At 73.4% G+C, this 11,893-nt stretch carries 9 protein-coding genes and 1 pseudogene; 2 read left to right on the top strand and 8 right to left on the bottom strand.

Annotated elements, in window-relative coordinates:
• Positions 1–195 precede the first annotated feature (195 nt).
• Complete coding sequence (locus RND61_RS11080; RefSeq protein ID WP_315877683.1) at positions 196–1,383, top strand: helix-turn-helix domain-containing protein; 1,188 nt, start codon at positions 196–198, stop codon at positions 1,381–1,383.
• A gap of 323 nt (positions 1,384–1,706) precedes the next feature.
• On the opposite strand, the pseudogene RND61_RS11075 reads toward RND61_RS11080, so the two are convergent.
• Positions 1,707–1,913, bottom strand: a pseudogene (locus RND61_RS11075) (putative protein N(5)-glutamine methyltransferase); the annotation flags it as partial.
• Positions 1,914–2,372: 459 nt separating this feature from the next.
• On the opposite strand from RND61_RS11075, the gene shc reads away from it, so the two are divergent.
• A complete protein-coding gene (gene shc, locus RND61_RS11070; protein WP_315877682.1) occupies positions 2,373–4,472 on the top strand; it encodes a squalene--hopene cyclase in 2,100 nt (699 codons plus the stop codon).
• A gap of 58 nt (positions 4,473–4,530) precedes the next feature.
• Here the strand turns inward: shc and RND61_RS11065 are convergent, their stop codons facing one another.
• The 7 genes from RND61_RS11065 to RND61_RS11035 form a co-directional block, all read right to left on the bottom strand.
• Entirely contained in the window at positions 4,531–5,355 is an 825-nt protein-coding gene (locus tag RND61_RS11065) for a hypothetical protein (RefSeq protein ID WP_315877681.1), read from the bottom strand.
• On the bottom strand, positions 5,352–5,987 hold the full coding sequence (locus tag RND61_RS11060; protein ID WP_315877680.1) for an ABC transporter ATP-binding protein: 636 nt from the start codon (positions 5,985–5,987) through the stop codon (positions 5,352–5,354). Before RND61_RS11060 ends, RND61_RS11065 begins: the two co-directional genes overlap by 4 nt.
• Before the next feature lie 16 nt (positions 5,988–6,003).
• Positions 6,004–6,903 carry a UbiA family prenyltransferase gene (locus tag RND61_RS11055; RefSeq protein ID WP_315877679.1) on the bottom strand — a complete coding sequence of 300 codons (900 nt, stop codon included), beginning with the start codon at positions 6,901–6,903 and terminating at the stop codon, positions 6,004–6,006.
• Between the two features lie 127 nt (positions 6,904–7,030).
• On the bottom strand, positions 7,031–8,098 hold the full coding sequence (locus RND61_RS11050; RefSeq protein WP_315877678.1) for a polyprenyl synthetase family protein: 1,068 nt from the start codon (positions 8,096–8,098) through the stop codon (positions 7,031–7,033).
• A gap of 501 nt (positions 8,099–8,599) precedes the next feature.
• Complete coding sequence (locus RND61_RS11045; RefSeq protein WP_391653269.1) at positions 8,600–9,697, bottom strand: polyprenyl synthetase family protein; 1,098 nt, start codon at positions 9,695–9,697, stop codon at positions 8,600–8,602.
• Between the two features lie 212 nt (positions 9,698–9,909).
• Positions 9,910–11,004, bottom strand: coding sequence for a tetratricopeptide repeat protein (locus RND61_RS11040; RefSeq protein WP_315877677.1), 1,095 nt, complete (start codon positions 11,002–11,004; stop codon positions 9,910–9,912).
• A 433-nt stretch (positions 11,005–11,437) separates the two neighbouring features.
• Positions 11,438–11,737 carry a hypothetical protein gene (locus RND61_RS11035; RefSeq protein WP_315877676.1) on the bottom strand — a complete coding sequence of 100 codons (300 nt, stop codon included), beginning with the start codon at positions 11,735–11,737 and terminating at the stop codon, positions 11,438–11,440.
• Between the last annotated feature and the right edge of the window lie 156 nt (positions 11,738–11,893).

Genomic DNA, 11,893 nt, shown 5'->3' with positions numbered 1-11,893 from the left:
GGTTTCCGTACACGCGCCGCCGGAAGGACGGCGTGAGCGCGGTTCCATCCGTTTCCCCTCTCGCTGACTGGGTGTGACGCCTATCTAACGGTGCGCGTACACAGCGAAAGTGCACAGGAAGTGCACAACGTCCAGGGCCGGGGAATGCGAATCCTGAGACGATGGAGACCCACGACGTCGATCGGAAGCACAAGCATGGGTGCGATCATCGAAGTGCCGGGGCCCGGGGCCAACGTCGCCGTGCTCCGCAAGGAACGGGGCTGGGGACAGGACCAGCTAGCCGCCAGGGCCGGAGTCTCGAAGAGCCTTCTAGGGAAGATCGAACGCGGGGAACGCGCGCTCACGCAGGGGGTTGCGGCAGCACTGGCTCAAGCCTTGGGCGTTGGCCTCGAAGTAGTCAACGGCAAAGTTCCCGTCCAGACCGAAGACGAATCCAAGCTCCGGGCACTCAATAGCGCTATTAGGCGTTTCGACTTGGCACACCCGCCCGAGATGGGCGAACCGGAGCTGCGCAGCCGCCTTGCCGAGATGGTCGCGCTGCGAGGAAAGGCTAAACTCCGGGAAGTCCTGGAGGGCCTGCCTGAATTGGTCTCGGCGGCGACGAATTACGCGCACGCGACAAACACGCCCGAAGCATGGTCCATGGTTGCGGAGGCGTATTCCGCCGTATATTGGCTCGCCGCTCGCCATCGGTGGATGACGCTTGCCGACTTGGCGGTGACGAAACAGAAGCTCGCCGCGCAGCAAGCCGATCCGCTTACTCTCGCCGTCGCCGCCCGCGACGAAGCGGGTGTGCATCTGAATCATGGAGACTTCGAGGACGGCCTGGCCGTGGTTGACCGGGGCCTTGTGAGGGTGGAGAGCACAGCCGGGGATGGCCCCGAAAGGGCGTATGCCCTCGGCATCCTCCACCTTCGCGGGCTCACCCTTGCGGGGCGCCTGAGAGATCGTCGAACCGCAGACCGCCATATCGCGAAAGCGTGGCAGATTTCCGAGAATTTCAGCCAGGATGTGAACCGTCTAGGTATTCACTTCGGCCCGCAGAATACCGCAGTACACGTAATTGCCACATCCGCTGACCTCGATCGGCATGCAGACGTGTTCGCCACGATGGACGACCTAGAACGGATCGAAAGGGCGGGGAAGCTGGTTCTTCCCCCCACGCGAACAAGCCATCTGCACATGAGTGCGGCCCGGTCAAGACTTGCTCTCAACGACCGGGAGCGCGCTCTCGAAGAATTGGAAAAAGTGTGGAAAATCGCGCCGCAACTTGCGCGCACAAACCCGACCGCTCAAGAACTACTCCGCGTGCTCACCTCTAAGCACAAGCGCAGCAACCCGCGGCTTACCGCGCTGGCGAAACAAGCACGCGTACGTTTCTGACTGCCCGAGCGAACGCCGGAAGCCCCGACGGGTCTCCTCCCGTCGGGGCTTCCTGTTCCGCACGACCGGTTGTCGGCAACCGTTCGGCCGCGGTGCGCGGCAAGCCGATGCCCCCTTGCGTTCTGGCCGGTCGGCTCTTCGTCAAGGCGGTCCGGGTGAAGGCGGCGCACCGGCTGGGTGGCCCGGAGCGGCCGGGCGGGGCAGTCGACCGGTCGGTGGTGTTTCCCGTCCGGTGGCGTCCGGCCGCCGGACGGAAGGCGGAAGGCGGACGAAGTCCTCCGCGACCACGGGACCTTCGGAGTCCGACGGGGCGGCGGACGGGCTCAGCCGGGGTGTGCCGAAGGGGCTGTGCCCGTCACGACCGTCGCGTACCGCTCGTCGTCGGTCTCCACGCGCGGGGTCAGGCCGCGGGAGGCGAGGACGCGGACCGCCTCGGCGGACTGGCGCCCGCTCGTCTCGAACAGCAGGACGCCCTCCGGGGCCAGCCAACGCGCCGCCTCCGCCGCGACCCGGCGCAGTACGTCCTGTCCGGCGCTGACGCGCACCGGGCCATGCCACGGCGGCCCACCGCGCGCCGCGCACGGGCCCGGCGGGCCGCCGCGGCGCGGTTCGTGACGGGGGCGGAGGCCCGCCGCGGCTTCTCGGCCCGTCGCGGCCTGGCGGGGCACCTCGCGCCCCTCGCGGCCTGCCGAGGCTGCCGGGCCCTTCGGGCCTGTCGCCCCCCCTCGTCCCCCTTCGTGGTCTGCCGAAGCACCTCGCGGTCTGCCGGGCCCCTCGCGGCCCGCCGTGGCCCCTGGTGGTCCGGACGGGTGACGCTCCGGGTGACGGGCGTCACCGACCGTCGCTTACGGGTTACTTTGTGGCGTTCGCCCTAGGGGCCGCCGTGCCGCGGTGCACCCGCGGCGCCCGGTCCCGGCGACTCTCCGCCGCGGGTGGCGGCTGCCGGCGCGGCGTACACAGTTCCGGACCACCGGAGGGTGCAGGAAGACATGACGACGACAGCGGACGGCGCGTCACGACCGAAGAGTCCACCCCCGACAGGAGCCCCGGGCGCGAGGTCCGCCTCCGCCCCGGCCGACGGGACGGAGGAGGCGGCCCGCCGCGCCGTGCGGCGCGCCACAGACCGCCTGCTGGACCAGCAGGACGCCGAGGGGTGGTGGAAGGCCCCCTTCCGGACGGACGTGAGCTATGACGCCCACGACCTGTTCCTGCGGCAACTGCTGGGGGTCCTGGACGAGCGGGTGGCCGCGGCGAGCGGCCGATGGATCCGGTCGAAGCAGGGCGAGGACGGCTCCTGGCCCCTCGTCTTCGGCGGCGCGGGGCACCTGGGGACCACCGTCCAGGCGTACGTGGCGCTCCGGCTCGCCGGGCACCGCCCGGACGAGGAGCACATGCTCCGGTGCGCGGCGTGGGTGCGCGAACAGGGCGGCGTCGGGGCCAGCCAACTGACGGCCCGCGTGTGGCTGGCCATGTTCGGCTGGTGGAGCTGGGACGACCTCCCCGAGATCCCCCCGGAGATCATCTCCCTGCCCGCGTGGGCGCCCATGAACATCTACTCCTTCAGCGCCGTCATGCGCCCGGCGCTCGTGGCCCTCAGCGTCATCAGCGCGCACCGGCCCGTGAGGCCGGCCCCCTTCGGCATCGACGAGCTCTTCGCCCCGTCCGACGCCTCCACCCCGTCCGACGCCTCCACCCTGCCCGGTGCCTCCGCCTCGGCCGGCGCCTCCACGTCCTCCGGGCGTACGCCGGCGCCGGCCGGTGGCTGGGAGAGCGCCTTCCACCGGGTGAACACGGCGCTGCGCGCCTACCGCAGGGTCGGCCCCCGCTCGGTGCGGAAGGCCGCGGTCAACGCGTGCGTCCGCTGGCTCCTCGAACGCCAGGAGACGGACGGCAGTTGGGGGGCGTGCACCCCGATGACCACGTGGGTGATCCTCGCCCTGCGCCTGCACGGCCTCCCGCCGGAGCACCCGGCGCTCAAGGCCGCCTGGGGCTTCCTGGAGGACTGCGCCGTCTGGCCCGAGGACGACGTGCGGGAGGTGCAGACCGTCCACAGCCCGGTCTGGGACACCTGCCTGGCCGCCAACGCACTGCTCGACGCCGGTCTGGCCACCGACCACCCCGCGCTGGTCAGGGCCGCCGACTGGCTGCTCACCCGACAGGCCGAGCGGCCCGGCGACTGGGCCGTGCGGCGGCCCCGCCTCGCCCCCGGCGGCTGGGCCTTCCAGTTCCACAACCGGAGCTACCCCGACAACGACGACACCGCCGAGGCGGTCCTCGCGCTGTGCCGCGTCACCCACCCCGACCAGGCGCGCGTCGACGACGCGGTGGGCAGGGCGGTGCGGTGGATCTTCGGCATGCAGAGCGGGAACGGCGGGTGGGGCGCCTTCGACGCCGACAACACCAGCGCCCTCCCCGGCAAGCTCCCCTTCTTCGAGTACGGCGAGTTCTGCGTCGACCCGCCCACCGCCGACGTCACCGCCCACGCGGTGGAGATGCTGGCCGCCGTCGGGAAGGGGCGCGACCCCCGCACCCTGCGCGCCGTCCGCTGGCTGCTCGACCAGCAGGAGGACAGCGGCGCCTGGTACGGACGGTGGGGGGTGAACCACGTCTACGGAACGGGCTGCGTCGTCCCGGCCCTCGTCGCCGCCGGAGTCCCCGGCGGCCACTTTGCCGTCCGGCGCGCCGTCACCTGGCTGACGTCCGTGCAGAACGCGGACGGCGGCTGGGGCGAGGACTGGGAGTCGTACGCCGACCCGGGGCGCGTCGGCCGCGGCCCGTCCCTCCCCTCGCAGACCGCCTGGGCGCTGCTCGCCCTGCTGGCCGCGGGGGAGCGCGACAGCGCCGCGGTCCGCGACGGGGTGCGCTGGCTGACCGAGCGGCAGACGGACCGGGGCACCTGGGAGGAACCGCAGTTCACCGGCACGCTCGTCCCCCGGGCCGTGGCCGCGTGGTACGGCAGCTACCGGCACGTCTTCCCCCTGATGGCACTGGGCCGCTACGTCCGGCACCAGGGCCACGGAGCCGTGGCGGCCGACCCGGCGCCCGGCGGGACGCGGCCGGGCCCGGAGACCCCCTCGCCTCGCCGGTAGGACCCGATCTCGCCGGTAGGACCCGGCCTCCCGCTGACAGGGCCCGGTGGCGCCCCCGTCAGCGGGAGGCCACCGGCACGGGGGCTCCGCCCTCCGGGACCGCACGGGACCCGCGGGGTCCGCGGGGCCCGCGGGGGGAGCGGGCTCGGGCCTGGAAGACGAGCAGGGCCAGGGCGCTGGTCGCGGCGGACCAGGCGAGCGAGAGCAGGGCGTGGGACCAGGGGACGGGGGAGGTGAACGCCGCGGCCAGCGCCAGTTGGTTCGCGCCGTACAGGGGGAGCGCGGTCAGGCCGGCCAGGTCGACGACGTTGAGCACCGGGTTCTGCAGCCCGGTGTCGACCAGGCTGAGCATGATGACGAGGAAGAAGCCCTCCAGTTCGCCGCGGACCACCGAGCCGAGCAGGAGGCCGATCCCGCCGTACGCGAGGCCGGCGCCGAGGACGGCGAGGGCGAGGGGCCCCGACTGGCGTACGGGCAGGGATCCCCACAGCACGGCCGTGGTGTACAGGGCGAGGAGCGCGGCGACGAGGGCGACGGCGGCGACCTTCGCCAGCAGTATGGGGAGCCGGGGGTAGCCGGCCAGCAGGAGTCGGCGGTCCGTCTTCCCGGCCTTGAACGTCTCCATGAACATCATGAACCCGGTGACCAGGGTGACCGCGGCGAGGGCGTTGGCGACCTGGCTGACGTGGTTCGCCGGGGCGAGGACGTCGACGCCGACGGAGTCCAGGGAGAAGCGCACCGGCCGGTCCGAGGCGCACAGGCGCGCCACGGCGATCCAGCCGGGGATGAACGCGACCGCCAGGAGCATGGCCGTCCGGTTGCGGACGTGGCCCAGCAGGGTGCAGCGCAGCATCTCGGTGAACGCCGTCGGGTGACGTCTCATCGGGTGAGCTCCTCGATGTCGAGCCGGCCCTCGCGCAGGTGGCCGACCGCGTCGAAGTGGTGCAGGTCGTGCAGCAGGTGCGAGACCACGACGATCGACCGGCCCTCGTCGCGCAGCCGGGTGGCCAGGGCCCAGAAACGCTGGTGGGTGTCCCAGTCGAAGCCCTGGTACGGCTCGTCCAGCACCAGGAGCTGGGGGTCGTGCATCAGCGCGAGCAGCAGGTTCAGCTTCTGGCGCGTCCCCCCGCTGAGCTCTGCGGACCGCTGCCGCCCGCAGTCGGCGAACCCCAGGAGGTCCATCAGTTCGTGGGCGCGCTCCAGCGTCGGCAGCCGGTAGGCCACCTGGAACAGCCGCAGGTGCTGCCCGACGGTGAACGAGTCGTTCAGCACGGCCCGCTGCGGGCAGTACCCCACCGCCCCGCTCCGGACCACCGTGCCCCGGTCGGGCGCGAGCTGCCCCACGGCGATCTGGAGGAGCGTGCTCTTGCCGGCGCCGTTCTCGCCGACGATCCCGACCAGCGCCCCGGCGGGTACGTCGAGGTCGGCGCCGCGCAGGACCTGCCTGCGGCCGTACGCCTTCCACACGCCGCTGATCCGCAGCCGCGGCCGCCGTTCCGTCGATTCCGGCTGCACGTCGTGCCTTTCCCGGTCAGCGAAGGGTGTAGAGGGAGGCGGCGAGGGCGAGGGTGTACCACTGCTCCACCAGCCGGTAGGTGTGCTGGTCGGCCGGTTGCCCGCGCCGCAGCACCACCCGTACCGCCAGCAGCAGGCTCAGCCCGCACAGCACGACGTCCGTGGCGACGATCCACCAGTGCGGGCCGGCGGGCGCCATCAGGAAGTGGTGGATGGCGACGGGGCCGACGGCGAAGCCGACGCACAGGAAGATCCGGGTGTTCCGCTCGCCGAAGACCAGCGGCATGGTGGAGCGGCCGACCGCGCGGTCGCCGGTGATGTCGCGGAGGTCCTGGACGGACATGAGGAGGGTGACGGTGACCATCAGGGTCACGATCCAGCGCCAGGCGTCCGGGGTGAGGGGGGCGGCGATCTCCCAGGCCGCCGCGAGCTGCGCGACGACCCCGATCCCGGCGTAGAGGTTCCTGCCCAGCCAGTGGCGGCCCCACCCGCACTCGTGTTGAAGCACCGAGAGGAGCTGCCACATCAGGGCCCACTCCAGCACGCCCAGGCAGTAGCCGTAGACGGGGAAGAGGACGCGGACGGCGATCAGGCGCGTCCGGGCGCCCCGGATGCTGCACCGGCCACTGACCAGCGGCCGGAGGGGCTTGTTGACGCGGTCCTCCTCGACGCCGACGAGCTGGTTGGCCAGGGTGTGCTCGTAGACGAAGAACCAGAAGTACAGCACGCCCGAGGCGACGGTCACCGCGGCCTCGCCCAGGGGCATCCGCACGTGCACGACGGCCGCCAGGACGAAGCAGGTGGCCGGGAAGACGGTGGTCCAGCGGTCGGAGCGGATGAAGAGCCAGCTCAGGTGGATCTCCCGCCGGACGGCCTGCCACACCGTCCTGCGCGTGCCCGTCGTCATCGTCGTCATCGCTCGACCCCGTACTCCCTGGCTCTCCGGTTCTCCGGTTCTCCGGTCTTCTCCGGTTCTCCGGCCCCTGGCTTCCTGGATTCCCGGCTTCCTGCGCGGGCGGGTGCGTGTCCGTCCGCCTCCGTGCTCACGCCGTTCGGCGCACGGCCGCCTCCGCCACGTTCACCAGCGTGCGGACCACGTCGGCGGGGAAGGGCGCCGAGGCCAGGGCGCTCAGGGCCTGCTGGTACCTCTCCTCGATCATCTGTTCGACCGCGGACCGGGCCCCGGTGTCGGTGAGGATGTCGCGTACCTCGGCCGCTTCCGGCTCCCCCAGGCGGGGGTTGCCGATCAGCGCGCGCAGCCGGCCCGCCTGGGCGGGCGAGGCGGTGCGCATGGCGTGGGCGACGAGGCTGGTGCACTTCCCCTCGCGCAGGTCGTCCAGGTGCGACTTGCCCATCCGGTCCGGGTCCCCGAAGACCCCGAGGACGTCGTCCCGGAGCTGGAACGCCTCCCCGAGGGGGACGCCGTAGGCGCTGCACGCGTCCATGACCTGCTGCCCGGCGCCGGCCAGCGCGGCTCCGACCTGCAAGGGGCGCTCGACCGTGTACTTGGCGGTCTTGTAGCGGACGACGGTCAGCGCCGTCTCGATGTCCACCCCGAGGTCACCGGTGGTCAGGAGGTCCAGGTGCTGCCCGGCGATCAGCTCGCTGCGGGCGAGGTCGACACAGCGCAGCACGGCGACCCGGTGGGCCTCGGGCATGAGCGTCGTGTGCAGGAGTTCGTCGGACCAGACGAGGGCGAGGTCGCCCACCAGGATGGCGCCGCTGATCCCGAACTGCTCCGCCATCGACGGCAGGTGGTGGTGGTCGGCCAGCCGCCGGTGAACGGTGGGCTGCCCGCGGCGGCTGCGGGCGCCGTCCATGATGTCGTCGTGGATCAGGGCGCAGGCGTGCGCCAGTTCGATGGAGGCGGCCAGTCTGACGGCCTGCGCGGGGTCCTCCCCGCCGCCCGCCGCACGCCATCCGGCGACGCAGAGCAACGGGCGGACCCGCTTTCCCGCGTTGAGGAAATCGCGCAGCAGCATGGCCAGCGCCGCCTGACGGGGCACGGAAGCGGTGTCCGCCTTTTCCGTCAGGAATTCACACAAGAGGTCGTCGATGGCCGCGCGGGGGGCGAAGAAGTCGGACCCGACCGTCAGTGTTTCAGCAATCATAAAATCGCATCCCTGGATTGGCGGCTTACCTGCTCACCTTCGGAATTCGGCGGCACATGCCGTCGGCGGCGATGCCGCGGACGGTGTGGTCAGCCCCGGGAAGTGCTATGAGATGGCCGAGGGTGACGCATTTCCCCTGTTCGCCCAGCAGCAAGCGGACATCTTCCAGAAAAGCCGATGTCCCGGGCCTTTTCCATGACCTCGGAAGGGCGTGCGGAAGTGCGGACAGGGGCGCTTTCACTCTCGAATGCGCCGGTACGCCCCCGTGTTTCCGGGCCGTTTGCGCCGGGCGTGTATCCGGCCCTTTGCGACGGCTCGCACCGTGCCTTCGCGAAACCGGGGCGGGCGCTTTCCGGTGACGTCGGGTCCGCCCGCCCCGGCCCCGCCGCCGGACGCCTCACACGGCGCGGCGGACGCCGGGACGGGACCGGGGGCGGGTGCCGGGACGGACGCCGGGGCGGGTGCCGGGGCAGGACCCGGCACGGGCACCGGGGAGGCGCCTCACACCGCGCGGTGCAGCAGGAACGCCAGCAGCGCGTCGAGGTCGCGGGCTGCCCCGGGGGCGAGCGGCACGCCGCGCAGGGAGCGGCGGGCGGCGTCCAGGTGCCGCCGCGCCTCGTCCAGGGCGGCGTCGCGCCCGCCGGCCCGCTCGACCAGCTCGGCGGCGCGGGCGGCGGCGCGGTCGTCGAGGGGCCCGGCCGGGCCGGACGCGTCGAGCAGGGCGGCCAGTTCGCGGGCGGCTCGTGTGCCGGCGGCGAGGGCCGCCAGGACCGGGTACGTCTTCTTCCGCCGCCGCAGGTCGCCGTGGACGGGCTTGCCGGTCGCCGCCGGGTCGCCCCAGATCCCCAGCAGGTCGTCGACCACCTGGAACGCCACGCCCAGGTGCCGGCCGGCCCGGTCCAGGGCGGTGACCGTCGCGTCGGGCGCCCCGCCGAGCAGCGCCCCGAGGGCGGCCGCGCAACCGAGGAGGGCGCCGGTCTTGTGCTCGGCCATCATCCGGTACGCGTCGGGCCGCACCGCGCCGGGGCCCGTCCAGGGGCGGTCCTCGAAGCACAGGTCCTCCGCCTGGCCGCGCACGAGGTCGGTGAGCGTCCCGCTCAGGCGCCGCAGGGCCGGGCCGGTGTGCGCGCCGGGCACCTCCGCGAGGGACTGCACGGCGAGCGCGAACAGGGCGTCACCGGCGAGGACGGCCGGGCCGGTGCCGTACGCCTTCCACACCGTCTCGCGCTGCCGGCGCACGGCGTCGCCGTCCATGATGTCGTCGTGGAGCAGCGAGAACGCGTGGACCAGCTCCACGGCCACCGCGCCCGCCACGGCGACCCGCCCGTCGGCGCCGACCGCCTCGGCGCCCAGCACGGCGAGGGCCTGCCGGACGCCCTTCCCCTCGGAGGCGCCCGGCTCGGGCGTACCGGTCACGTCGCTCCAGCCGAGGGAGAACGCGGCCATCTCCCCGGTCCACGGGTGCAGCCGTCCGACGGCCCCGGTGAGCGCGGGCCGTACGAGTGCCCGGCAGCGCAGGAGGAGGGCGGCGGCGTCGGCGTGCGCGCCGGTGGCCACGTCCGTACCGGAGCCCCCGGGCAGGGCGCCCGCGCCCGTCACCACCGGAGGAGCCGTCACCACCGGAGGGGTCGGGAGGGCCGGAGGAGCGGGAGGGGTCGGGAGGGCCGGAGAAGCGGGAGGGGTCGGGAGGGCCGTAGGAGCCGGTGAAGCTGGGAGGGCTGCGGGAGTTGGAAGGGCAGCGGAAGCCGGTGAAGCCGGTGAAGCCGGGGGAGTCGCGGGGGTCGGGAGGGCCGGTGAAGTCGGGGTCGGGCTCATCGCCGCGTCCCCCCTTCCCCGTCGGCCGGCAACGGCCCCACGCCCAGCTCGGCGGCGGCCTTCTCCACCATGTCGCGGGAGTGGCGCAACCCGATCCGGTCCAGGGCGCCGCGCAGCTCCGCCAGTTCGGCGGCCGTCTCGGCGGTGTCGCGGCCCAGCCGGGCGCGGGACTTGGCGAGGCCCAGCCGGGACAGCGCCGTACCGCGCGGCTCGTCCATGGCGCGGAACTCCTCCAGCGCCCGCGCGTACGTGTCGCGCGCCTCCTCGTACCGCCCCGCCCGGTACAGGACGTTGCCGCGCATCTTGTGGTTGTAGGCCAGGGCGCTCGACAGCCCCATGTCGCGGCACACGGCCTCGGCCTCCGACAGCAGCCGCAGCGCCCGCTCCGCGTCCCCGTCCCGTACGGACACCACGTCGGCGATCCCGCGCAGCGCCCACGCCCAGCCGCGCCGGTCGTCGGCCCGCCCGGCGGTCTCGGCGGCCTCCTCGAACAGGGCCAGCGCCGTGTCGTACGAGCCGGTGTTGCGGTGCATCTGGGCGATGCCCTCCAGCGCCCACACCGTGTGGCGGGCCTCGCCGCGCCGCCGGGCCTCGGCGAGGAGCTGCTCGTGGAGCTCGCCGACGGCCTGGTAGTCGCCCTGTATCCGCCCGGTCTCGGCGAGCCCCGCGAGGGAGTACCCGCGCACGACGACGTCCCCGCCGCGCTCGCCCAGCTCGGCCGCGAGCCGCAGCAGCCGGTACGCGAGGGCGAGGGCGCCGCGCTGCCGGGCGAGGGTGCCGCCGCTCCACAGGGCCCACGCCATGGCGCCCGCGTCCCCGGCGTCCCGGGCGGCCCGGTAACTGGCCTTCCACGCCCGGTCGGCGTCCTCGACGCGCCCGAGCCGCCGGTACGCCTCCGCGACCGCGAGCCCGCACCGCGCCGCCTCCCGGTGCTCCCCGGCGGCCTCGGCGGCCCGCAGCTCCCGGACGCCGCGCTCCAGGACCTCGGTCAGCGACGAGTTCACCGACAGCGACCCGAGGGCCCCCTGGTACTCGGGCGCGAACGCCTTCCCCCGCACCGCCGAACCCGCCGTCTCCACTGTCTGACTCACTGTCACTTCCGTTCGCCGGTCCAGTTCTTACCGGTCAAGACGGTATGGGCGAACAAAGGTTCCACGAGTCCGCCCATGTGTGGGCAGCGCGTCATACCTGAGTGCTACGGCACCACGCGGCGTCATCACCGAGACGTACGGGAGCGGACGACGGCCCCTGACGGTGCGCCACTGAGCCGGGGGTCAACCGCCGGGGCTCCGGTCGAGACGACGGTGTGACGCACCGGGCCCGTCACCCGTACGCCGGGGGACGGGCCGCCGGGGTGCGTCCCGTCACGGCCGGACGCCCGGGAGGCCCGGGGCCCGCGCAGCCGGGCGCCGGGCCGACCCAGGGGCCAACCGGTTCGCGAGTCCGACCGGTCCGGCGCTGGTGTGCGGGTCCGGGGGCGCCGTGCGGGTCCGGGGTTCAGCCGGTCCGGGGGGCGCCGGACCGTCAGCCGGTCCGGCGGTGGTACGTCGGGTGGCTCAGGACCGCGCCGCCGCCCTCCTGCACGGCCTCCACGGCCGCCTGGTGCAGCGCGCGGCTCTCCTCCTCGGAGTGGCACGGCACGGGGCTGCCGCTCATCGTGTACCAGTCGGAACCGCCGCTGTACTGGACCGCGACGTCCGCCTCGGTGCCGTACCAGGTGGTGTGCACGCTCAGGTTCCCCGTGAGCACTCCCAGTTCGACGGTACGGACACCGCCCGTCCCCGCGAAGACGTTGACCGTCGTCCATGATGCCCAGCCGGTCATGGCCGCACCCCTTTCGCCGTACCGCGTGCCCGCCGGAGGAACGGTGGCGCTGGTCAGAGGTGTGATGCGAGGCTTGTCCAGCGCTTCCCGGGAAAAGTTCGGAGAGCGTTCGCCGGTCCTAGCAACCACCATGCGCTCGGTGCCCGGGCCACGTCG

The organism is Streptomyces tamarix, assembly GCF_032423885.1.
GTDB lineage: Bacteria > Actinomycetota > Actinomycetes > Streptomycetales > Streptomycetaceae > Streptomyces > Streptomyces tamarix.
This window is presented reverse-complemented; position numbering and strand designations above follow the sequence as displayed.

Coding starts and splice junctions, on each gene's coding strand:
- shc (WP_315877682.1), top strand. CDS start 2,373: ATGACGACGACAGCGGACGGCGCGTCACGACCGAAGAGTCCACCCCCG.
- RND61_RS11035 (WP_315877676.1), bottom strand. CDS start 11,737: ATGACCGGCTGGGCATCATGGACGACGGTCAACGTCTTCGCGGGGACG.
- RND61_RS11080 (WP_315877683.1), top strand. CDS start 196: ATGGGTGCGATCATCGAAGTGCCGGGGCCCGGGGCCAACGTCGCCGTG.
- RND61_RS11055 (WP_315877679.1), bottom strand. CDS start 6,903: ATGACGACGATGACGACGGGCACGCGCAGGACGGTGTGGCAGGCCGTC.
- RND61_RS11050 (WP_315877678.1), bottom strand. CDS start 8,098: ATGATTGCTGAAACACTGACGGTCGGGTCCGACTTCTTCGCCCCCCGC.
- RND61_RS11065 (WP_315877681.1), bottom strand. CDS start 5,355: ATGAGACGTCACCCGACGGCGTTCACCGAGATGCTGCGCTGCACCCTG.